Consider the following 20,588-nt stretch of genomic DNA (forward strand, 5'->3'; position numbering starts at 1 on the left):
GTTCCGCGCGCCTTCGTCGCACACCGCGCGCACGGACCCACTACCCCAGCTGCCCGCAACCCCCTATGTACGGCGCGACCAAACCGCGGAGCCTGCCCCATGACCGACACCGCCTGGACCGTCCGCTCGCTGAAGGCGGCACTCGACCGCAGCGCCCCCGTGGCCGACGGGGAATTCAGCGTGCACCTGATCGAAGGCAGCGACCCCGTGCTGCTCGTCACCATGCACCAGCACGGCGACCTGGAACTGTTCGTCAACGTCTCCGACGCGCAGGTCGCCGCCTCCGTCCTGCTCTGGCCCTGCGACGAACAGCATGAGCGCGCGGCGTTCAATGAATATCTGCTCAAGACGCAGAAGCTCGTGCCGCTGTCGAACTTCGGGATCGGTGCGGTCGACGGCCGCGACTATTACGAACTGTTCGGCGAACTTGCGACCAGCAGCCCGCTCGACACCGTCATCATCGAACTTCGCACGCTCGCCGAAAACGCGATTGAGGCCGCCGGGCCGTTGCGCGAAGCCTTCGTCCCTTCCTCGAACTGAAGCCGGAGCACGTCCATGGCCATCTGGAGCAAATTGTTCACCCTGGGCCGCGCCGGCGCACATGAGGCGTCGAGCGCGATCGTCGATGCCAACGCGCTGCGCATCCTGGACCAGGAAATCCGCGACGCGGACAATGCGCAAGGCAAGGCCCGCGACGACATGGCCGGCCTCGTCGCCCGCCGCCGCATACTGGAACAGGAAGTCGCCAGCTTCCGCGCGCAGGTCGAGAAATATCTCGTCTCCGCCAAGGCGGCCATGGACAAGGGCAATATGGACCTCGCCCGCCAGGTGGCGCAGCGCGTCGCCGACCTGGAACAGGACATCGCCCTCAAGACCCCGCAGCTCGAGGCGATGAAGGAGGCCGAGGGCAAGATCCACACCACCATCGCCGCGACCGATCGCAAGATCGAACAGCTCCGCCGCGAGGTCGAGGTGGTGAAGGTCAACGAGAGCGTCCAGAAGGCGCAGGCCTCCGTCGCCGCGCGCGGTTCGGGCGCGGGCAACTCGCTCGGCTCCGCCGCCGACAGCCTGGCCCGGATCCGCGAACGCCAGGCGATCCGCGGTGAACGGATCAATGCCGCAAACGAGCTGGAGGACATGCGCACCGGCGCGGACCTCGACGAGAAGCTCCGCCTCGCCGGCATCGCGCCGGGCCAGTCCTCCGCCGACGATGTGCTGGCGCGGCTGTCCGCACCCAAGGCGGAACCGCTGCGGCTGGAGGCGACCCGCGACACGGACAAGGCGGAGTAGGCCCTCACCGGTCGGACCCCACCTCTCCCCGTTCGGTTCGAGCCTGTCGAGAACGGCCCCACCCACGCCCGCAGACCGCCGTTCGGTTCGAGCTCGTCGAGAACAACGTCCCCTTCCGCGGTGAAGGTTCTCGACAGGCTCGAACCGAACGGAAGATGAGGTGAAGGACACCGAACATGCGCCGCATCCCCCTCACCCCCCGTCCAGACTGGCAGGCCAAGGCCGACGCAATCGGCTTCGTCTATCACGCCACCGACGGCGCACCCTATTGGGACGAGACCGCCGCCTACGCCTTCACGCTGGCCGAGATCGACGACGTCCTGGAACCCGCCGCCGAGGGGCTGCACCGTCTCTGCCTCGATCTGGTCGAGGAGGTTTGCCGCCATGACACGCTCATGGACCGGCTCGCCATCCCGCGCGCGCATCGCCAGTTCGTGCGCGACAGCTGGGCGCGCCGCGATCCCTCGCTCTATGGTCGGTTCGACTTCGCCTATGACGGCGCGGGTCCGCCCACGCTGTACGAATATAACGCCGACACGCCGACCGCGGTGTTCGAATGCGCCACGTTCCAGTGGCTCTGGCTGGAGGAACGGCTCGCCACCGGCACGCTCCCGGCGGGCAGCGATCAGTTCAACTCGCTGTTCGAGGCATTGCGCGATCGGTTCAAGGCGATCTTTCCGACCGGCGGCTACGTCCACTTCGCCGCCGAACCGCAATCGGTCGAGGATCGTCAGACGGTCCGCTTCTTCGAGGATCTTGCGACGCAGGTCGGGATCGAACCGAAGTTCGTCGCGATGAACGCGATCGGCCTGAACGAAACCGGTCAGTTCGTCGATGACGCCGGCGACGAGATCCAGGCCGCGTTCAAGCTGTATCCGTGGGAAGACATGCTCCGCGAACCCTATGCCCCCAGCTTGGCCGGCGCGAGCGTCCGCTGGATCGAACCGGCGTGGAAGGCGATCCTGTCCAACAAGGGCATCCTGCCACTTCTTTGGGAACGCCACCCCGATCACCCCAACCTCCTGCCCGCTTATTTCGACGACGACCCCGCCGCCCTGGCGCTGGGCGAAGACTATGTCCGCAAGCCGCTGTTCTCGCGCGAAGGGGCGAATATCGAACTGGTCCGCGCCGGCGTTGCCGAAACCGCGCTGGACGAAGGCTATGGTGCCGAAGGCCATATCCGCCAGGCGCTACACATGCCCCCCGCGTTCGACGGCCGCTACCCGGTGATCGGCGCCTGGATCGTCGGCGACCGCCCCGCCGGCATCGGCATCCGCGAGGACGACCACGCCGTCACCCGCAACCTCGCCCGCTTCGTGCCGCACTATATCGAGCCGACGGAGGCCTAGGCCAGCCGCTCGGCAACGTCTGCGCGTCCGTCGCGGCGGGCATCACATCCGCGACCGCGCACGGATACGGCTCGGACGCGAGCGGCGGAAAGAACCGCAGGCCGGCCCCGACCGGAACGACGCATTCCGCCGTTCGATCGATCGGATCGCGGCGGGGCTGCGGCTCACGGTCTGGCGGCGGCCGGCTGCGGCGGATGCGCCCTTATACAGTCCAGCGCCAGTGCCTGCTGCTCGTCGGCGGGGATCGGCTGCTTCAGTTGCGCCACCGTCCTGGTCGCCAGCATCCGGTCCGCCATGCAGGTACAGATCGGCGTCATGTCGACCTTGACGGCGACCGCAGGCTTTGCCGAGGCGACGCAGCTTTCGATGAAGTGCGGACGAAACGCACCGCGGAACCCCTCTTCGAACGCCCGGTCATAAGCCGACCGATCGTCGGTACCGGCCGGTTGCCCCGCCAATGCGGAAAGAAGCAGTGCGACGACGATCATGAAGCCTCCGATAGCAGGATCGGCCTTGCTCCCGCCCGCGCCTGTCCGGGCCGGAAAGCCGCAATCCGGTTAAACCGACCGCACGGCCGTCCGACAAGCGTAATCGCGCGCGCATCGCTAGAGCGGAGCGGCGGCCGGTGCTACGCGTCGCTTCTCCATTCGGCTTCCCGCACGAAGGCACCTACACCGCGATGATCGCCGCCCTCCTCCTTTCGATCCGACAGCTGGGCGACCGGGCGATCCTGCGCGTGCTCGGGCTGTCGTTGTTCCTCACGCTGCTACTGTTCGCGGGGGTCGGCTACGGCCTGCACGGCTGGATCGTCGGCACCGACAGCTGCATCGCAGTCGCTACCTACGAACTCTGCACGCGCGATCTCGGCACGGTCGGCACGCTGCTGATCCTGGTCGTCGCGGTCTGGCTGCTGTTTCCCGCCATCGCGATCGGCGTTGCCGGCGCATTCTCCGACGAGATCGTCGCGGCGGTCGAGCGGCGGCATTATCCGGCGGCGGCCACGGCGGCGCGCGCGCCCGGCTGGGCGCGCGGTGCGGCGATGGGGTTGCGGTCCGCACTGCGCCTGCTCGGCTACAATCTGCTCGCCGCACCGTTCTACATCGTCCTGCTGGTCACCGGTATAGGGCCGTTGCTCCTCGTCGTCGCGGTCAACGGCGTCGCCCTGGGTCGGGATCTGTGGGAGATGGTGGCGGTGCGGCACCTGCCGTCCACCGCGATAAAGCCCGAACTGGCCGCGACACGCGGGCTTCGCCTGCCGATGGGGCTTGTCGCGGCGGTGCTGTTCGTGGTTCCGGTCGTCAACCTGCTGGCGCCCGTCCTGGGGGCCGCGATGGCGACCCATCTGTACCACCGGAGACGGCGATGATCCTGAAGACCCGGCCCGCGCGCCATGGTGCCGGTGGAACCCTCGCCCTGCTCGCGCTGTTGTCCGGCTGCGCCACCGTGCCGGTAACGCCTGGTACCGCGCCCGAACGGCCGCGTGCGACCGTCATCAACCCGGCCGGACTGGAACGGGTGATGGGGCGCGATGCCGACGCCGTCATCGCACTGCTCGGCACCCCCGACCAGGACCAGCGCGAGGACCGCGGCCGGCGGTTGCAGTTCGTTGGCCCCGCCTGCGTGCTGGACGCGTATTTTTATGCGAAGGGCAATGGAAAGGCTGTCGTGACCTGGGTCGACGCCCGCACCCCGGCCGGGGGCGATTTCGACCGCGCCTCCTGCCTCGCCGCGCTCAGCCGCCGCTGACCGTCTCGTTCCCGGCCGCAAAGGCGGCCGCTGCAGCGACCTGCGCCGTCGTCGGCGTGCGACCGGTATACAGCACGAACTGTTCCAGCGCCTGCAGGACCGCGATCTCCGCCCCGGTGATCCGCGCGACGCCGTGCCGCGCGGCCGCGGTCAACAGCGGCGTCTCGGCCGGCACCGCCACCGCATCGCACACCAGCACGGCTTGCGCGATCATCGCGTCCGGAAACGCCAGCATGCCCTCGTTGCCGCCCCGCATGCCGATCGGCGTCACGTTCACCAGCATCGCGGCCTCCGGCGCATCGGCCGGTTCCGCGACCCAGCCAAAGCCATATTGCCCGGCCAGCGCCTGCCCGGCCGCAGGATTGCGCGCGACGATCGTGCCCCGGGTCTGCCCCGCATCGCGCAAGGCGGCGGCGACGGCCTTGCCCATCCCGCCGCTGCCGCGCAGCAGGAACGGCGTATCGGCGGCGATACCGCTTCGCTGCACCAGTGTCCGGACCGCCCCGTAATCGGTATTGTGCCCGGTCAGCCGGCCGGCGTCGTTGACGATCGTGTTGACCGAATCGATCGCCCGCGCCGACGGGGCGAGATCGTCCAGCAACGCGATCACCGCTTCCTTGAACGGCATCGACACCGCACAGCCGCGAATTCCCAGCGCCCGGATACCGCCGATCGCGCCGGCAAGATCGGTCGTTGAAAAGGATTTGTAGACCGCGTCGATCCCCAGCGCATCGTAGAGATGGTTATGGAACCGCGACCCGAAATTGCCGGGCCGCGCGGACAGCGACATGCACATCATCGTATCGCGGCCGATCGGTGGTTTCATGCACGGGATCCTCGGTTCTGGGGAGAGGCGCCCCTCATACGCTATCCGCGCCGCCAAGACGCGCATGAGCTGCCCGCCGGACCGACCCCGACGGGTCGCCGCCGGCAACGCTCGACAACCCCGTCCCCGCCGCCTAGGCGCGGACCGGATTGATCCAGACCATCGGAGACCGCCTTGACCGCCCCCACGATCGATATCCTCGCGATCGGCAACGCCATCGTCGATGTTCTTGCCGCCACCGATGACACGTTCCTTGCGCAGGAAGGCATGACCAAGGGTGCGATGCAGCTGATCGACGCACCGCGCGCCGAAAGCCTGTACGCCGGCATGGGCGCGGGGCGTGAGGTCAGCGGCGGATCGGCCGCCAACACGCTGGCCGGTGCGGCCATGCTGGGCGCATCGTGCGGCTTCGTGGGCCAGGTCGCCGACGATCAGCTGGGCGCCGTATTCGTCCACGACATCCGCGCGCAGGGCATCGCGTTCGACGTGCCCGCCAGCGACCCCGCCGTCCCCACCGGCCGCTGCCTGGTGCTCGTCAGCGAAGACGGCCAGCGCACGATGAACACCTTCCTGGGTGCGGCGCAGTTCCTGCCGACCAGCGCGGTCGATCGCACGCTCGTCGAATCGGCAGCCGTGCTGCTGCTGGAAGGCTATCTGTGGGATCCGGCCGAACCACGCGCCGCGATGCAGGAGGCGATCCGCGTCGCCCGCGCCGCCGGCCGCAAGGTCGCGCTCGGCGTGTCGGCGGTGTTCTGCATCCTCAACCACCATGCCGATTTCGTGGCGCTGGTCGAGGCCGGCGACATCGACATCCTGTTCGCCAATGACGAGGAACTGCTGGCGCTCGCCGCGCTCGAGGATTTCGAGGCCGCGCTGGCGAAGATCGCAAAGTCCGTGCCGTTGCTTGTCGTCACGCGCGGTGCCGACGGCGCAATCGCGGTCGAGGGCGGCACCACCCGCCACGAAGTCGCGGCCGAGCCCATCGACCGGATCGTCGACACCACCGGCGCGGGCGACCTGTTCGCCGCCGGCTTCCTCGCCGGCCAGGCGCAGGGCCGCTCGATCGCGGACAGCCTGACGATGGGCGCGGTCGCCGCTGCCGAAGTCATCGGCCACTACGGCGCCCGCCCCGAAACCGACCTCAAGACCCTCGTCGCCGCCCGCCTGGGCTGAGGTTTTGACGGACTGGGAGGGGGGAGCAGAGGCCCCCCTCCATGAAGGCGGGCGGTCAAGCAACCGTAGCTGTCGCTGTCCTGCGCGAGCATGGAAACATCCGGCCAAACACGGAGTGATAATGGATCCTGACCCTCGTCAGGATGACGACGAACACGGCGGTGTCACGCTTCCCACCGTCATCCCGGCGGAGGCCGGGATCCACTATCACAACGACTGTGCGCGTCGGAACGATCTTGCCAAGCGATACCGTTGTTCGGCTACCGAACGGTGGAGGGCAGCCGGCTCGACGCCCTGCGGACGCATGACGCCGCTCTCTGGATGTACAAACCAGCTTTTACGATGAAGCCAGCCGCTTGGGACGATCGCGCCGACGATCGACAGGATGGAAGCGGACACGCACCCGGCCGTCCCGATGCCGCGCTGAACCGACCGGCTGTCCGTGCCGCTTGGTCAATCGCCTCCGCCTTGAACCATGAAGGGCGTCGGCCTCGTGGCCATGAAGGCTAAGCAACCAGAGCGTCCGGCCATCCGCCGGTCCGCGCCCCCCCGCGCGAACCGGCCGAGCGGACCCGCCCTCAGAACTTGCCCGGTGCCTTCGGTGCATCCGGCACCACGTCCAGCCCGCGTGCGACATGACTCTTGCGGTACCCGTAAGCGAAGTACAGCAGCAGCCCGACCGCGCCCCACAGCGGCAGCACCAGCTGCGCATCGGCCGGCAGCGCGAGGAACAGGCCGATGCAGCCCAGGATCGTCAGCGTCGCCACCAGCCACACCGCCGGTACGCGGAACGCACGCTTCACGTTCGGATGCGTCTTGCGCAGCCGCAGGACCGCGACCGCCACCATCAGGAACGCGAACAGCGTGCCCGCATTGGCGATATCGGCCAGCTTGCCGACCGGCAGGAACGCCGCGGCCAGCGTCACGCCGATCCCTGTGATCGCCGTGATGATGTGCGGCGTCTTCCACTTCGGATGGATCGTCGACAGCTTCTCGGGCAGAAGCCCGTCGCGCGACATCACGAAGAACATCCGGGTCTGACCGAAGATCATGACCAGGATGACCGACGGCAGCGCGAGGAACGCCGCCAGTCCGATCAGGTTACCGACCTTCAGATAGCCGATTTCCCGCAGCACATGTGCCAGCGCTTCCTTGGAGCAGGCCAGCGGTTCGACGCCGGCGGCGCTGATCGTCGCACAGCGGGCGGCCAGTTCGGTCGAACCCGGGGCCAGCCACTGGCCGGCCGCGTTCAGCACCGGCTGCGCACCCAACGGCGATCCGATCGCGCCCGATGCGACCAGCATGTAGAAGATGGTGCAGATCGCCAGGCTGCCGAGCAGGCCGAGCGGCACGTTGCGCTGCGGGTTCTTGGTCTCTTCCGCTGCGGTCGATACCGCGTCGAACCCGACATAGGCGAAGAAGATCGACGCGGCCGCACCGATCACGCCCGATCCGCCGGCCCCCATCCAGCCCTGCGGCGCGAACGGTTCGAAATTCTCCATCCGCATCACCGGCAGCGCGAGCACGATGAACAGCGTCAGCGCGGTCACCTTGATCCCGACCAGCACCGCGTTCACCTTCGCGCTTTCGCTGGTGCCGACGATCAGCAGGGCCGTGATGGCCAGCGCGATGACAACCGCGGGCAGGTTGATGATCCCCCCGGCATAAGGCCCGGCGACCAGCGACAAGGGCATTTCAATGCCGAACCAGCCGCGCATCTGCCCGACGAAATAGCCGGACCAGCCGACCGCGACCGCGCTGGCCGCCACCGCATATTCCAGCACCAGCGCCCAACCGACCGTCCAGGCGAGCAGTTCACCCATCGCCGCATAGGTATAGGTGTAGGCGGAGCCCGAGACCGGCACCATCGACGCCAGTTCGGAATAGCACAGCGCCGCCACCGCACAGACCGCGCCCGCAATGATGAAACTGATCATCATCCCCGGCCCCGCCTTTTGCGCGGCCTCCGACGTCAGCACGAAGATGCCGGTGCCGATGATCGCGCCGACCCCCAGCAGCGTCAGCTGCAACGCCCCCAGCGATCGATGCAGCGATTTTCGCTCCGCCGTCGCCAGGATGGCGTCCAGCGACTTCACGCGCCCGAATATCATTCTGACCAGTCCCCCATTCCCGGTACGCGCGGTTGATCCGCTCCGGTTTAAAAGCGAAAGACTAGCTGCTATTCCACGTCACGCAACACCTTAAGCAACGGCGCGCAGAGGCCAGCTATTCCGCCACCATACGGCCGAGCGGGCGACCGCCGAACAGGTGGACGTGCAGGTGCGGCACCTCCTGCCCTCCGTCCCCGCCGACATTGGCCAGCAACCGGTATCCCGGCTCCACCAGCCCCTGTTCGCGTGCGACCGTGGCCACCGCCCGCACGAACCCGGCGACCTCGGCATCCCCCGCGGTCGTGGCGAAATCGTCCCACGACACGTAGCGCCCCTTGGGGATCACCAGCACATGCACCGGTGCCTGGGGCGCGATGTCGTGGAACGCCAGCGCATGCGCATCCTCGTACACGCGCTTGGCCGAGATCTCGCCGCGCAGGATGCGGGCGAAGATATTGTCGTCGTCATAGGGCAACGTCGCGTCGATCGGCATGGCGGTCAGTCCTCTGTGCGGGCGGCTTTCTCGACCAGACCGGACAGCCCCTCGCGCCGGTCCAGCTCGGCCATAACCGCGGCGATCGGGATATCCGCATCGGCCAGCAGCACGGCAAGATGGAACAGCAGGTCCGCCGCCTCGCCGACCAGGCCGGCCCGGTCGCCCGCCACCGCCGCGATCACCGTCTCGACGGCCTCCTCGCCCACCTTCTGCGCGATCTTGGGCGTGCCCTTGGAAAACAGCCGCGCGACATAGGATGCGTCCGGGTCGCCCCCGCGGCGCGCGGCGATGGTGGCTTCCAGGCGGGCGAGCGTCTCGGTCATGCGTCCACCCTCCCCGCCGCGGTCGCGTCCGTCAAGCGCCGGACCGGCAACCCCGCCGCCGCCAGCGCCGCCCGCGCATCCGCGATCGTATGCTGCCCGAAATGGAAGATCGATGCGGCCAGCACGGCGCTCGCATGCCCCTCGACCACCCCGTCGACTAGATGGTCGAGCGTGCCCACGCCGCCACTGGCGATGACCGGCACGTTGACCGCGTCGGCAATCGTCCGGGTCAGCGCCAGGTCGTATCCGTCGCGCGTCCCGTCGCGGTCCATCGACGTAACGAGCAGCTCGCCCGCGCCCAGCTTGGCCAGCCGCACCGCATGCGCCACCGCGTCGATCCCCGTCCCGCGCCGTCCGCCATGGGTGAAGATCTCCCACCCGTCGCCCGACCGCCGCGCGTCGATCGACCCGACGACGCACTGCGCCCCGAACCGGTCGGCGATCTCCGCGACCAGTTCGGGGCGCTCCACCGCGGCGCTGTTCACCGCGACCTTGTCCGCGCCGGCGAGCAGCAGCGCGCGCGCATCTGCCGCACTGCGCACCCCGCCGCCGACGGTCAGCGGCATGAAACACACCGCAGCCGTCCGCGCGACGACGTCCAATATCGTGCCCCGCCCCTCATGGGTGGCCCCGATATCCAAAAAACACAGTTCATCGGCACCCGCCGCGTCATAGACCCGCGCCTGCGCCACCGGATCGCCGGCATCGGCCAGATCGACGAAATTGACCCCCTTCACCACCCGCCCGTTGGCGACATCGAGACAGGGAATGATCCGCGTGCGGACCGTCATGACGTAAAGCCCTCCCCCCGGTGGGGGGAGGGAGCAGAAGACCCAAACGCCAACCGCACCCCCGCGGAGGCGGGGGTCCAGGTCAGAACGCGGAACTGGACCCCCGCCTGCGCGGAGGTACGGAGCGAATCCATCACGCCCGCGCGACCCGCAAGGCCTCGGCCAGGTCCAGCCGCCCGTCATACAGGGCGCGGCCGGTGATGACCCCCTCGATCCCCTCCGATGCGACCCGCGCGAGCGCCAGCACGTCGCCGATATCGGTCACGCCCCCGCTCGCGATCACCGGGATCCGCGTCTTGCCGGCCAGCGTCCGGGTCGCCTCGATGTTGCATCCCTTCATCATGCCGTCGCGGCCGACATCGGTGAACAGCAGCGCCGCCACCCCCGCATCGCGGAACCGCTCGGCCATGTCGGCCACCGGCACGTCGGACAGATCCGCCCAGCCGCGCGTCGCGACCATCCCCTCGCGCGCGTCCACCGCCACCACGATCCGGCCGGGCAAGTCGCGCGCCGCCGCCCGCACCAGTTCGGGATCCTCCAACGCCGCGGTGCCGATCACCACGCGCTCCACGCCCAGCGCCAGCCAGCGATCGATTGCCGCCCGATCGCGGATCCCGCCGCCCAGCTGCACCTTGCCCGGAAACGCGGCAACGATCGCCTCGACCGCGGCGGCATTCACCGCCTTGCCCGCGAACGCGCCGTCCAGGTCGACGACATGCACCCATTCGGCCCCGGCTGCCGCAAAGGCCCCGGCCTGCTGCGCGGGATCGTCGCCATACACGGTGGCACGGTCCATATCGCCCTCGGCCAGCCGGACGACCTGCCCGCCCTTCAGGTCGATCGCGGGAAAGATGATGATGCTCATGGCCGCCACTCCAGAAAACGCGACAGGAACGCCAGCCCGTAGGACTGGCTCTTTTCGGGATGGAACTGCACGCCGATCACGGTGTCGCGCGCCACGGCAGCCGTCACCGCCCCGCCATGCGCGGTCGTCGCGAGCACGTCGGCGGCGTCGTCCACGTCGAACCGGTAACCGTGCAGGAAATACGCCTCGCCCGGGGTCAGCATCGGGTGCGGCCGCGCCGGCACGACATCGTTCCAGCCCATGTGCGGCACCCGCGCCGCCGCACTCGGCACCATCGCCGACACGCTGCCCGGGATCCAGCCGAGCCCGGCATGGACCCCATGTTCCTCGCCCTGCGTGGCGAGCAGCTGCATCCCCACGCACACGCCCAGGAACGGCACGCCGCGATCTTGCACCGCCGCCGCCATCGCCTGCTCCATCCCGTCGATCGCCCGCAGCGCGCCGATGCACGCGCCGAACGCGCCGACGCCCGGCAACACGATCCGGTCCGCCGCCGCCACCACATCGGAATCGGCGGTCACGACCAGGTCGTCGCACCCAGCGGCGCGCAACGCATTCTCCACCGATCGCAAATTGCCTGCGCCATAGTCGATCAGCGCCAGCGTCACGCCTGCAACCCCGCATAGCCGTCGCCGACCATCGTCGCGCGGAACTCGGTGATCGCATAGGTCGCGACCCCGGCGGTCGCGAACGGATCGGTCTCGACCAGCCGCTCGATCAGCGCGCGTTCGCCAAGCGCCAGGATGACGCCGCCGGCCCGCGGAACCTGCCGCCCCGCCGCCACGAAAACCCCGGCGGCGAAGCCCTGCTTCAGCCAGGCGACATGCGCGTCCATCTCGGCGTCCACCGCGTCAAGCGGCGCCACATAGGTCAGCGTCAGCACGAACATCGACAAGTCTCCCAGCGGTCAGATGCCGCCCAGCGTACCCTTGGTGCTCGGCACCTGATCGGCCTTGCGCGGGTCCACCTCCACCGCGAAGCGCAGCGCGCGCGCCGCCGCCTTGAAGATGCTCTCGACGATATGGTGGTTGTTGCGCCCGTACAGTGTCTCGACGTGCAGGGTGATGCCCGCCGTCTGCGCCAGCGAATGGAAGAAATGCTCGAACAGCTCGGTGTCGAAATCGCCGAGCTTGGCCTGCGAGAATGCCGCCCGCCACACCATGAACGGCCGGCCGGAAATGTCGATCGCGACCCGGCTCAGCGTCTCGTCCATCGGGGCATAGGCATGGCCGTAGCGCTGGATCCCCTTGCGGTCGCCCAGCGCACGGGTCAGCGCCTCGCCGATCGCCAGGCCGGCGTCCTCGGTCGTGTGATGCTGGTCGATATGCAGGTCGCCCGTCGCCGCGACATCGATGTCTATCAGCGAATGGCGCGACAGCTGTTCCAGCATATGGTCGAGGAACCCGATGCCGGTGCGGCAATGGTAGATCCCCGTCCCGTCGAGGTTCAGGGTGACCCGGATTTCGGTTTCGCTGGTCTTGCGGTGGACGGTGGCTGTGCGCATGCCGCCCGCTATAGCGTAGCGCTACGCCCACGCAACGCTTGACCCCGCCGCCCCCCGCGTTCACCAAGCGAGCCATGACCGAGACCGCGCCCGACAGTTTGATTCCCTATGACGAGATCGTCCAGGAGGCGCTGCGCGCCGTGGTCGGACGCGTGCTGGGCGAGGTCGAACGCGGTGGCGGGCTGCCCGGCGATCATCATTTCTACATCACGTTCAAGACGCACGCCGCCGGCGTCGACATCCCGCGCCACCTGATCGAAAGGTTTCCCGACGAGATGACGATCGTCATCCAGAACCGCTACTGGGACCTGATCGTGCGTTCCGACGGGTTCGAGGTCGGGCTGTCGTTCAACCAGATCCCCTCGCGCCTCGTCATTCCGTTCGCCGCGATCACCGGCTTCGTCGATCCCGCCGTCAACTTCGCGCTCCAGTTCCAGGCGCAGGGCGACGACGACGCCGTCGAACAGACCCCCGCCGGCAACGACGTGCCCGTGGCCGAACCGATCGAGGACGGCAGCAACGTGGTCTCGGTGGACTTCACACGAAAGAAGTAGGTTTGAACGGGAAGACGTGGACGGAAGAGTAGCGCCCGAACCGCGCGTCATACCCGCTCCATTCCGTCCTGCCCCTCCCTCGTCATCCTGACGGACGTCAGTATCCATTATCACTACGCCGCGGGTGACCGACGACCGCTACAATACCCGGTCCCGTGGTTCCCCGCCTATCCGCTACCACCCGCCAACCGTCACTCCAGCGAACGTCGGCATCCATCACGACGTCGTCAGCGCCAGCCAAGACCGCTGTGACAATGGATCCTGACGTCCGTCAGGATGACGGTCGATCGGGCAGCACAACCTGCCCGTCGTCCTCCCGAAAAGCACCTTGATCCAGGATCGCAGGCACCAGCGCCGGGCCGACACCACCAGCAGGATGCAACCCATCCCGCCCCCGAACGCTTCATTGGCATGACCAGCCAGACCCGCACCGAGACCGACAGCTTCGGCCCCATCGAAGTTCCCGCCGACCGCTACTGGGGGGCACAGACCGAACGGTCGATCGCCAATTTCCCGTTCGGCGCGCCGGAACGCATGCCGATCGGCATCGTCCACGCGCTGGCGCTCGTCAAACAGGCGGCCGCCCGTGTCAACCGGCTCCATGGCCTGGACGGCGCCGTCGCCGACGCGATCGAGAGCGCCGCCACGGAAATCGTCGGCGGCAAGCTGGACGACGAATTCCCGTTGGTAATCTGGCAGACCGGATCCGGCACTCAGTCCAACATGAACGTCAACGAGGTGATCGCCGGCCGCGCCAACGAGGTCGTGACCGGAACACGCGGCGGCAAGAGCCCCGTCCACCCCAACGATCACGTTAACCAGGGCCAGTCGTCGAACGACAGCTTCCCGACCGCGCTTCATATCGCCGCCGCGCGCGCCGTCCACGACGCGTTGTTGCCCGCGCTGCACGCGATCCACGCCGAACTGTCCCGCAAGGCGCAGGCCTGGGATGCCATCGTCAAGATCGGCCGCACCCACCTGCAGGATGCGACTCCGCTGACGCTGGGCGATGAGTTCTCCGGCTACGCCCAGCAGATCGCCGACGGCATTGCGCGGGTCGAGGCCGTCCTTCCGCGCCTCCACCGTCTGGCGCAGGGCGGCACCGCGGTCGGCACCGGCCTGAACGCGCCCGCCAATTTTGGCCCCGCCGTCGCGGCCGAACTCGCCGACCTCACCGGTCTGCCGTTCGAAACCGCACCCAACAAGTTCGAAGCCCTCGCCAGCCACGACACGCTGGTCGAACTGTCCGGCGTGCTGAACGTGCTGGCCGTGTCGCTGTCCAAGATCGCCAACGACATCCGCCTGCTCGGCTCCGGCCCGCGCTGCGGCCTCGGCGAACTGCACCTGCCCGAAAACGAACCCGGCAGCTCGATCATGCCGGGCAAGGTCAATCCCACCCAGTGCGAGATGCTGACCATGGTGGCGGCGCAGGTCATGGGCAATCACATGGCCGTGACGATCGGCGGGTTGCAGGGGCATCTTGAACTTAACGTGTTCAAGCCGCTGATCGGCGCTGCGGTCCTCCGCTCGATCGACCTGCTCAGCGTCGGCATGGACAGTTTCCGCCTGCGCGCGCTCGACGGACTGGAGCCGGACCGCGATCGCATCGCCGCGCTGCTCGACCGCTCGCTGATGCTGGTCACCGCGCTCGCCCCCGAAATCGGCTACGATAACGCCGCGAAGATCGCCAAGACCGCGCACCACGAAGGCCAGACCCTGCGTGAGGCGGCACTGGCGTCGGGCCTTGTCGATGCCGAGACGTTCGATCGCGTCGTCCGTGCGGAGACGATGCTCGGCCGGTAGAGACCGCTTACAACCAGCCCCAAACCGTTATCCCGGCCTCCGCCGAGATGACGACTGTCGTGAGCGGGATCTCGTCGCGAACGCAACAGTAAGCCCCTCTCCTTCAGGGGAGGGGTTGGGGTGGGGGCAACAGCACCGCACCGACAGCATGGCGGCAATGACGAGGTCAGCCCCATTCCAACCCCCTCCCCTGAAGGGGAGGGGCCAAGAAAAAGCCTACCCCACCAGTCCCCGCTGGCGCAGCAGCGGTGCCTCATCCGGCGTCCGCCCGCGGAACGCCACGAAGGACTCCATCGGATCGCGGCTGTCGCCACGCGCCAGCACTTCGTCGCGGAACCGCTTCGCCAGCGTCCAGTCGAACAACCGACCCGGTTGGGCGAAGCTGTCGAACGCATCCTCGTCCAGCACCTCGGCCCAGAGATAGCTGTAATAGGCCGCCGCATAGCCACCGTCGAAGACATGCGTGAAATGCGGCAACCGGTGCCGCAACACGATCGCATCCGGCATCCTCAACGTGGCCAGCATCTCCGCCTCGAACGCCGCCGCATCGACCGGACCGGTCGCGCGGTGCAGCGCCAGGTCCACGATCGACGATCCGGTCAGTTCGACCGTGGAGAAGCCTTGCCCGAACCCGTCGCCCGCACCGATCGCCGCGATCATCGCGTCGTCCATACCGAACCCGCGCAGCACCTCCGGTGCCACGATCCAGTGCTCCATGAACTTGCTGGGAAATTCGACGAAGTCGCGCGCCACCGCCGTCCCGGCGAGGCTGGGATAGGTGACGTCGGACAGCAGCGCATGCAGCGCATGGCCGAATTCGTGAAACAGCGTCCGCGCCTCGTCCAGCGACACCCGACTGTCCGCCGCCACCGGTGCCTTGGAAAAATTCGCGACGGTATAGACGATCGGCAGCACTGGCCCATCGATCCGCTCCTGCACGCGCAGCGACCCCATCCAAGCGCCGCCATGCTTGGTCGGCCGCGCGAAATAATCGGTATAGAGCAGCCCGACAGCCTCGCCCGCCGCATCGCGCACGTCCCAGGCGTGCATGTCGGGGTGGTAGACCGCGATGTCCGGCCGCTCCACGAAGCGCAGCCCGTACAGCCGCCCCGCCACGTCGAACGCCGCATCCCGCACGCCGTCCACGCTCAGCAACGCGCGCACCGCTCCGGCATCCAGCGCATAGGCTTCGCGCCGGACCTGTTCGGCATAGAACCGCCAGTCCCACGGCGCGATCGTCACGCCGTCGCGGTCGGCCAGCAATTGCAGCGTCGCGGTCTCCGTGATCGCCTTGGCCCGCGCCGGTTCCCACAATCGCATCAGCAGCGCGTGTGCCGCATCCGGCGACGCCGCCATGCTGTCCGCCAGCTTGTAGTCGGCATAGGTCGCATGGCCCAGCAAGGCCGCACTTTCGCGCCGCAACGCGACGATCTCCGCCACCAGCGGGTTGTTGTCGTGCGCGCCGCCGTCGCAGCGCTGGGTAAAGCCACGCCACATCGTTTCGCGCAAGACGCGGTCGGTCGCGAACGTCGTGACCGTTTCGAAATCGCCGCGGTCCAGCGTGAAGCGGTATCGACCAGCCATGCCCTCGGCCGCCGCGCGCGCCGCCGCCACATCGCACACCGCCTGCGGCAGGCCGCCGACCTCATGCGCCTCGGTCAGCAACGACCAGTCGCCCGCCGCCCCCATCACATTCTGCCCGAACGCCACGGACAGCGCCGCCAGCCGCGCGTCGATCGCCGCGAACCGCGCCTTGTCCGCCGGCGCCAGCCCGGCCCCGCCATTCACGAACCCGTGATAGACATTGTCGGTCAACCGGATCTGCTCGGCGGTCAGTCCCGCCGTCGCGCGGCCTCGCCACACTTCGGCCACCCGCGCGAACAGCGCCGGATCATGGTCGATCGCCGTGCCATGCGCCGACATGCGCGCCGATATCTCCGCCTCGATCGCGCGGATGCCGGGTTCGCCGTGCGCGGACGACAGCGTCCAGAACACGCGCCGCACCCTCGACAGCGCCGCGCCCGACCGTTCCAGCGCGGCGATCACGCTATCGAACGTCGCCGGGCCGGTCGCGTCGGCGATGGCGCGGATCTCGGCCATCTTCTCCGCCATCGCGATCTCCAGCGCGGGCAGGAAATGCGCGGGCCGGATCGCGTTGAACGGGGGCGCGCCGAACGGCGTATCCCAATCGGCCAGCAACGGGTTAGCTGCCACCGGCCTGGCCTTCCGCGGTGATTTCGTCGGTATGGACGTCGAACCGGCTGAGCGTGGCGGGTCCGAATACCGTGGTCAGCGCGGTATCGGTCGCGTCGCGGCCGCGCGCCATCAGGATGCGGCCGATCCGCGGCCGGTTGTGCCGCGCGTCGAACGTGTACCATTCGCCGCCCAGGTAGACGTCGAACCATGCGCTGAAATCCATCGGGCCTTCGACCGGCGGGATGCCGATATCGCCCAGATATCCGGTGCAGTAGCGCGCCGGAATGTTCATGCACCGGCACAGCGTGACCGCCAGATGCGCGAAATCGCGGCAGACGCCGCGCTTTTCCTGGAAAGCATCCCACGCCGTCTTGGTCGACCGCGCGTGATGGTATCCGAACTCGATATGGCCATGCACGAATTCGACGATCGCCTGCACCCGCGCCCAGCCGGGGGGCGTGTTGCCGAACAGGTTCCACGCCGTGTTCGACAGCCGGTCCGTCTCGCAATATCGGCTGCCCAGCAGGAACAGCAGGATATCGTCGGGTAACTCGGCCACCGGCACCTGGGGCGCGTCCGGCACCACCCGGTCCGGCAGGCCGCTGTCCTCGACGACGAAATCCGCGGACAACGTCAGCCCGCCCGCCGGGATCGTCAGGCGCGTGCAGACATTTCCGAAACTGTCGACATAATCGTACATCGGCACTTGCTTGTCGGACGTGATCCGGTGCGGCGTCGTCAGGTCGCGGCTGCGCGAGGGGTGGATGCTCAGCATCGCCATCATCGGCGTGGGCCGGTTCGCGGCGAAACTGATGTCGTAACCGGTGCGGATCAGCATGGTGGCACGTCTCCCTTGGGCGCATGTGGGATTGCGAGTGTCGCATCGTCGTCCAGATCGACACCGATGTCGACGGTCATGCCGGTATCGCTGCCGGGAAACCCCGCCCAGCTGCCGGACAGCGGCACCGCCTGCATCGGATCGCGCGCCACGGCGACGCGGATGAGGCCGCGATTGCCGACAATGCCGTTGGTCGGATCATATTCGACCCAGCCCGATCCGGGCAGGAAGATGCGGACCCACGCATGCGTGTTCCCGCCGCCCACGCGGCCCTCGCCGCGCGACGGGCTGTAGACATAACCGGATACGAACCGCGCCGCGAAGCCCAGCGCGCGCGCCGCCTCCATCATCAGCACGGCATAGTCGCGGCAGGTCCCCTGTCGGGTGCGCAACGTCTCGATCGGCGTCTGCGTCCCCTGTTCGTACCGCGGAACATAGGTGAACTCGCGCCGGATCGTCGCGGTCATCTCGGCCAGCATGCCGGCCGTGTCGGTCCGCCGGTCGTCGGACACGAAGCCGCGGGCCCAGCTGTCCACGATCCGTTCCGGGTCCGGATGCTGCCGCTCGATCGACCGCAGCAGGTCCGGCATGTCCTCGCTGGAATAGGTGAACGGGAATGCGCGGGCATAGGGTTCGACCTGCACCAGGCCATCGACGACCGGGCTGTGTTCCATCCGCACCACACTGTCGAACCGCAGCTCGCGCGCCCGGCGGTCGAACCGTGCGATCGCCACCGAATTGCCGAACACGTCGTGGATCCAGCGCAGTTCGGCAGGTTCGGGCGTGATATCGAGCCGCGCCGCGATCAACCGCTGGTCATAGCTTTCGCGCGGGCGCACCATGATGCGATGTTCGCCGAACGATACGGGCTGGCGATAGGCATATCGGGTGCTATGCGCGATGGTCAGGAACGGCATGGCACACGGATCGGACGTGGAGGGATCGGATATGGCGGGATCTGACGTGGCGACGACTGCATGGAATACCCTGTTGTCCGCGGACGATCCGCGGCCGGTCATCGTTCACAACCCGTCCGGGGGCGCCCCGTTCCTCCTGATAGGCGATCATGCCGGAAACGCCATCCCGCAAAGCCTGGGTGACCTGGGCGTGTCCGCCGCCGAACGCGCGCGCCACATCGGCTGGGATATCGGGATCGGCGTGCTCGGCGCCCAGATGTCGCGGCATCTGGATGCGGTCTGGATCGAACAGGCCTATTCCCGGCTCGTGATCGATTGCAACCGCGCGCCCGATCCGTGCGCCACGCCCAACGCCGTCGTGCCGGTCAGCGACGGCACGCCCGTCCCCGCCAATCATGGGCTGGACGATGCCGCCCGCGCCGCCCGCGTGGCGGAAATCCACGCCCCCTATCAGGATGCGATCGCCGCCGAGATCGTGCGCCGCACCGCCGCCGGCCAGCCCACCATCCTTGTCGCGCTGCACAGTTTCACGCCTGTCATGGGCGGCGTGCCCCGCCCCTGGCATGTCGGCATCCTGCACGACGGCGCGAATGACCGGTTCGCACGTCGCGTGCTGGCGCTGCTGAAATCCGACCCGCTGCTGACCGTCGGCGACAACGAACCGTACAAGATGGACCGCATCGATTACAGCGTGCCGCGCCACGCCTTCGCCGCCGGGCTGCCCTATGTCGAATTCGAGGTGCGGCAGGATCTGCTGGCCGACCGACCGGGCATCGACCGGTGGTGCGGCATCCTGTCCCGCGTGCTGACCGCCGCGGCCCGGCCGGATCGCGACGTGGCGCCCGTCACCGTTCGGTCATCATAACGTCATACGTCGCCCCGGTGGCGCGCATCCTTCCGACAAACCGCTTGCCGGCGGACCCCGCGACCCGTCGGCGCGTCGCGATCGGCGCTGGCCTGGTCGCGCTGCTGGCGATCGCGGTTTACGCCGCCGCTCCGGTATCCGAACCTGCACCGGAACCGTCGCCGGCCGCGTCGCTCCCGCCGCTCCCCGAACCCGTCCCGCCTCCGGCGACCCTGCCCCTGCCGCCTGCCCCCCCGCCATCGCCCCCACAGCCCACCGCCATCCTGCGCGGAAGCGTGCCCGGCCTGTCGGTCAACGCCACCTTCGCCACGCGCGGCGGCGGTGGCAGCATCTTGGTCACGCGGGCGGATGGTACGCGCGGCATCGTCGCCACCGGGACCGACGTCGTCCCTGGCACCCGCCTGACCGGCGTGGCGGCCGACCGGGCGACCTTCACCGCCGGTGCCACCCGCTTCTGGATGCCGCTGCAGTCGGAGGCCGCCGCGAAGGCGGATCCCGGCCCCGCCACCGTCATGGCCGCCGCGCCGCCACCGCCCGCGCCCGTGGCACAGCCGGCCTCCGCATCGGAACTGCGCGAATCGATGGTCTACCAGTCGGCGCTCACCCCCGGGGCGGACGGCGTCCACCGCGGCTATACCGTGCGCGCCATGCCACCCCTGTTCGCGAAGGCCGGGCTGAAACCCGGCGATATCATCACCGGCATCAACGGCCGCGCGTTCGACGGCCCGGCCGAAATCGCGACGCTGGCGCGGGAAGCCGCAATTTCCAGCACCGTGGTGTTCCGCATCCGCCGCGATGGCCAGACGCAGGAACTGCAGGTCCAGCCCCGCTAGCCCGTTCGATGGTCGCACCGCGGCTGTCACATTCGTCGCACGACACTGTAACATTAGCATCACGAACCGCTTCTAGGCACCACGGCAACGACCAGAGGAACCCGCATG

23 protein-coding genes are annotated in these 20,588 nt (G+C 68.4%); 10 read left to right on the forward strand and 13 right to left on the reverse strand.

Annotated features, from left to right (window positions below; all coding sequences use genetic code 11):
* Positions 1-99 precede the first annotated feature (99 nt).
* The 3 genes from BKY59_RS14195 (at position 100) to BKY59_RS14205 (ending at position 2,639) form a co-directional block, all read left to right on the forward strand.
* Positions 100-540 carry a YjfI family protein gene (locus BKY59_RS14195; RefSeq protein ID WP_076072723.1) on the forward strand — a complete coding sequence of 147 codons (441 nt, stop codon included), beginning with the start codon at positions 100-102 and terminating at the stop codon, positions 538-540.
* Positions 541-555: 15 nt separating this feature from the next.
* Positions 556-1,290 (forward strand): PspA/IM30 family protein, encoded by a 735-nt coding sequence (locus tag BKY59_RS14200; RefSeq protein ID WP_076072724.1) that lies wholly within the window; start codon positions 556-558, stop codon positions 1,288-1,290.
* Between the two features lie 176 nt (positions 1,291-1,466).
* Entirely contained in the window at positions 1,467-2,639 is a 1,173-nt protein-coding gene (locus BKY59_RS14205; RefSeq protein WP_076072725.1) for a glutathionylspermidine synthase family protein, read from the forward strand.
* Positions 2,640-2,803: 164 nt separating this feature from the next.
* Here the strand turns inward: BKY59_RS14205 and BKY59_RS14210 are convergent, their stop codons facing one another.
* Positions 2,804-3,127 carry a hypothetical protein gene (locus BKY59_RS14210; protein WP_076072726.1) on the reverse strand — a complete coding sequence of 108 codons (324 nt, stop codon included), beginning with the start codon at positions 3,125-3,127 and terminating at the stop codon, positions 2,804-2,806.
* A 191-nt stretch (positions 3,128-3,318) separates the two neighbouring features.
* Here BKY59_RS14210 and BKY59_RS14215 point away from each other — a divergent pair, with 191 nt between their 5' ends.
* Positions 3,319-4,005 (forward strand): EI24 domain-containing protein, encoded by a 687-nt coding sequence (locus tag BKY59_RS14215; protein ID WP_076072727.1) that lies wholly within the window; start codon positions 3,319-3,321, stop codon positions 4,003-4,005.
* On the forward strand, positions 4,002-4,385 hold the full coding sequence (locus BKY59_RS14220; RefSeq protein WP_076072728.1) for a hypothetical protein: 384 nt from the start codon (positions 4,002-4,004) through the stop codon (positions 4,383-4,385). The genes BKY59_RS14215 and BKY59_RS14220 overlap by 4 nt, the downstream gene beginning before the upstream one ends.
* On the opposite strand, the gene BKY59_RS14225 is transcribed toward BKY59_RS14220, so the two are convergent.
* Positions 4,372-5,211 (reverse strand): shikimate 5-dehydrogenase, encoded by an 840-nt coding sequence (locus BKY59_RS14225; protein ID WP_206362078.1) that lies wholly within the window; start codon positions 5,209-5,211, stop codon positions 4,372-4,374. The two genes, BKY59_RS14220 and BKY59_RS14225, sit on opposite strands and share 14 nt — an antisense overlap.
* Positions 5,212-5,385: 174 nt before the next feature.
* Between BKY59_RS14225 and BKY59_RS14230 the strand changes: the two genes are divergently transcribed.
* On the forward strand, positions 5,386-6,384 hold the full coding sequence (locus BKY59_RS14230) for an adenosine kinase (protein WP_076072729.1): 999 nt from the start codon (positions 5,386-5,388) through the stop codon (positions 6,382-6,384).
* 578 nt (positions 6,385-6,962) lie between these two features.
* On the opposite strand, the gene BKY59_RS14235 is transcribed toward BKY59_RS14230, so the two are convergent.
* The 8 genes from BKY59_RS14235 to hisB form a co-directional block, all read right to left on the reverse strand.
* Positions 6,963-8,495, reverse strand: a complete 1,533-nt coding sequence (locus BKY59_RS14235) for an amino acid permease (protein ID WP_076072730.1) — start codon at positions 8,493-8,495, stop codon at positions 6,963-6,965.
* A 115-nt stretch (positions 8,496-8,610) separates the two neighbouring features.
* Positions 8,611-8,988: a histidine triad nucleotide-binding protein gene (locus BKY59_RS14240; protein ID WP_076072731.1), complete on the reverse strand. Its 378-nt coding sequence runs from the start codon at positions 8,986-8,988 to the stop codon at positions 8,611-8,613.
* 5 nt (positions 8,989-8,993) lie between these two features.
* Positions 8,994-9,314, reverse strand: a complete 321-nt coding sequence (locus BKY59_RS14245) for a phosphoribosyl-ATP diphosphatase (protein WP_076072732.1) — start codon at positions 9,312-9,314, stop codon at positions 8,994-8,996.
* Positions 9,311-10,105, reverse strand: a complete 795-nt coding sequence (gene hisF / locus BKY59_RS14250; protein ID WP_076072733.1) for an imidazole glycerol phosphate synthase subunit HisF — start codon at positions 10,103-10,105, stop codon at positions 9,311-9,313. The genes BKY59_RS14245 and hisF overlap by 4 nt, the downstream gene beginning before the upstream one ends.
* A gap of 133 nt (positions 10,106-10,238) precedes the next feature.
* The gene (hisA, locus tag BKY59_RS14255) at positions 10,239-10,970 is read right to left on the reverse strand and encodes a 1-(5-phosphoribosyl)-5-[(5-phosphoribosylamino)methylideneamino]imidazole-4-carboxamide isomerase (protein ID WP_076072734.1); all 732 of its coding nucleotides are present in this window, start codon (positions 10,968-10,970) and stop codon (positions 10,239-10,241) included.
* Positions 10,967-11,578 (reverse strand): imidazole glycerol phosphate synthase subunit HisH, encoded by a 612-nt coding sequence (hisH, locus tag BKY59_RS14260; protein WP_076072736.1) that lies wholly within the window; start codon positions 11,576-11,578, stop codon positions 10,967-10,969. The genes hisA and hisH overlap by 4 nt, the downstream gene beginning before the upstream one ends.
* Complete coding sequence (locus BKY59_RS14265) at positions 11,575-11,859, reverse strand: YciI family protein (RefSeq protein WP_076072737.1); 285 nt, start codon at positions 11,857-11,859, stop codon at positions 11,575-11,577. Before BKY59_RS14265 ends, hisH begins: the two co-directional genes overlap by 4 nt.
* Positions 11,860-11,877: 18 nt before the next feature.
* On the reverse strand, positions 11,878-12,474 hold the full coding sequence (hisB, locus tag BKY59_RS14270; protein ID WP_076072739.1) for an imidazoleglycerol-phosphate dehydratase HisB: 597 nt from the start codon (positions 12,472-12,474) through the stop codon (positions 11,878-11,880).
* Positions 12,475-12,548: 74 nt separating this feature from the next.
* Here hisB and BKY59_RS14275 point away from each other — a divergent pair, with 74 nt between their 5' ends.
* Positions 12,549-13,028 carry an SspB family protein gene (locus BKY59_RS14275; RefSeq protein ID WP_076072740.1) on the forward strand — a complete coding sequence of 160 codons (480 nt, stop codon included), beginning with the start codon at positions 12,549-12,551 and terminating at the stop codon, positions 13,026-13,028.
* Positions 13,029-13,439: 411 nt separating this feature from the next.
* Complete coding sequence (gene fumC, locus BKY59_RS14280) at positions 13,440-14,831, forward strand: class II fumarate hydratase (protein ID WP_076072742.1); 1,392 nt, start codon at positions 13,440-13,442, stop codon at positions 14,829-14,831.
* A gap of 216 nt (positions 14,832-15,047) precedes the next feature.
* Here fumC and BKY59_RS14285 read toward each other — a convergent pair whose 3' ends face one another.
* Genes BKY59_RS14285 through BKY59_RS14295 form a run of 3 tightly spaced genes read right to left on the reverse strand, consistent with a single transcriptional unit; the run spans position 15,048 to position 18,782 of the window.
* On the reverse strand, positions 15,048-17,045 hold the full coding sequence (locus tag BKY59_RS14285; protein WP_076072743.1) for a M3 family metallopeptidase: 1,998 nt from the start codon (positions 17,043-17,045) through the stop codon (positions 15,048-15,050).
* Entirely contained in the window at positions 17,035-17,865 is an 831-nt protein-coding gene (locus BKY59_RS14290) for a transglutaminase-like domain-containing protein (protein ID WP_076072745.1), read from the reverse strand. The genes BKY59_RS14285 and BKY59_RS14290 overlap by 11 nt, the downstream gene beginning before the upstream one ends.
* Positions 17,859-18,782 (reverse strand): transglutaminase family protein, encoded by a 924-nt coding sequence (locus tag BKY59_RS14295; RefSeq protein ID WP_076072747.1) that lies wholly within the window; start codon positions 18,780-18,782, stop codon positions 17,859-17,861. The genes BKY59_RS14290 and BKY59_RS14295 overlap by 7 nt, the downstream gene beginning before the upstream one ends.
* Here BKY59_RS14295 and BKY59_RS14300 point away from each other — a divergent pair.
* Both BKY59_RS14300 and BKY59_RS14305 read left to right on the forward strand, forming a co-directional pair.
* On the forward strand, positions 18,781-19,647 hold the full coding sequence (locus BKY59_RS14300) for an N-formylglutamate amidohydrolase (protein WP_206362079.1): 867 nt from the start codon (positions 18,781-18,783) through the stop codon (positions 19,645-19,647). The two genes, BKY59_RS14295 and BKY59_RS14300, sit on opposite strands and share 2 nt — an antisense overlap.
* 17 nt (positions 19,648-19,664) lie before the next feature.
* Positions 19,665-20,480 carry a PDZ domain-containing protein gene (locus tag BKY59_RS14305; RefSeq protein WP_076072748.1) on the forward strand — a complete coding sequence of 272 codons (816 nt, stop codon included), beginning with the start codon at positions 19,665-19,667 and terminating at the stop codon, positions 20,478-20,480.
* The last annotated feature ends 108 nt before the right edge of the window (positions 20,481-20,588 follow it).

It is taken from the genome of Sphingomonas montana (assembly GCF_001956315.1).
In the GTDB taxonomy this organism is placed as follows: domain Bacteria; phylum Pseudomonadota; class Alphaproteobacteria; order Sphingomonadales; family Sphingomonadaceae; genus Sphingomonas_R; species Sphingomonas_R montana.

Excerpts from the sequence above, each read along its gene's own strand:
- BKY59_RS14245 (WP_076072732.1), bottom strand. The coding sequence starts at position 9,314 with ATGACCGAGACGCTCGCCCGCCTGGAAGCCACCATCGCCGCGCGCCGC.
- BKY59_RS14195 (WP_076072723.1), top strand. The coding sequence starts at position 100 with ATGACCGACACCGCCTGGACCGTCCGCTCGCTGAAGGCGGCACTCGAC.
- BKY59_RS14235 (WP_076072730.1), bottom strand. The coding sequence starts at position 8,495 with ATGATATTCGGGCGCGTGAAGTCGCTGGACGCCATCCTGGCGACGGCG.
- BKY59_RS14210 (WP_076072726.1), bottom strand. The coding sequence starts at position 3,127 with ATGATCGTCGTCGCACTGCTTCTTTCCGCATTGGCGGGGCAACCGGCC.
- BKY59_RS14200 (WP_076072724.1), top strand. The coding sequence starts at position 556 with ATGGCCATCTGGAGCAAATTGTTCACCCTGGGCCGCGCCGGCGCACAT.
- hisF (WP_076072733.1), bottom strand. The coding sequence starts at position 10,105 with ATGACGGTCCGCACGCGGATCATTCCCTGTCTCGATGTCGCCAACGGG.
- hisB (WP_076072739.1), bottom strand. The coding sequence starts at position 12,474 with ATGCGCACAGCCACCGTCCACCGCAAGACCAGCGAAACCGAAATCCGG.
- BKY59_RS14205 (WP_076072725.1), top strand. The coding sequence starts at position 1,467 with ATGCGCCGCATCCCCCTCACCCCCCGTCCAGACTGGCAGGCCAAGGCC.
- BKY59_RS14290 (WP_076072745.1), bottom strand. The coding sequence starts at position 17,865 with ATGCTGATCCGCACCGGTTACGACATCAGTTTCGCCGCGAACCGGCCC.
- hisA (WP_076072734.1), bottom strand. The coding sequence starts at position 10,970 with ATGAGCATCATCATCTTTCCCGCGATCGACCTGAAGGGCGGGCAGGTC.
- fumC (WP_076072742.1), top strand. The coding sequence starts at position 13,440 with ATGACCAGCCAGACCCGCACCGAGACCGACAGCTTCGGCCCCATCGAA.
- BKY59_RS14300 (WP_206362079.1), top strand. The coding sequence starts at position 18,781 with ATGGCACACGGATCGGACGTGGAGGGATCGGATATGGCGGGATCTGAC.
- BKY59_RS14215 (WP_076072727.1), top strand. The coding sequence starts at position 3,319 with ATGATCGCCGCCCTCCTCCTTTCGATCCGACAGCTGGGCGACCGGGCG.
- BKY59_RS14265 (WP_076072737.1), bottom strand. The coding sequence starts at position 11,859 with ATGTTCGTGCTGACGCTGACCTATGTGGCGCCGCTTGACGCGGTGGAC.
- BKY59_RS14225 (WP_206362078.1), bottom strand. The coding sequence starts at position 5,211 with ATGAAACCACCGATCGGCCGCGATACGATGATGTGCATGTCGCTGTCC.
- BKY59_RS14295 (WP_076072747.1), bottom strand. The coding sequence starts at position 18,782 with ATGCCGTTCCTGACCATCGCGCATAGCACCCGATATGCCTATCGCCAG.
- BKY59_RS14275 (WP_076072740.1), top strand. The coding sequence starts at position 12,549 with ATGACCGAGACCGCGCCCGACAGTTTGATTCCCTATGACGAGATCGTC.
- BKY59_RS14240 (WP_076072731.1), bottom strand. The coding sequence starts at position 8,988 with ATGCCGATCGACGCGACGTTGCCCTATGACGACGACAATATCTTCGCC.
- BKY59_RS14220 (WP_076072728.1), top strand. The coding sequence starts at position 4,002 with ATGATCCTGAAGACCCGGCCCGCGCGCCATGGTGCCGGTGGAACCCTC.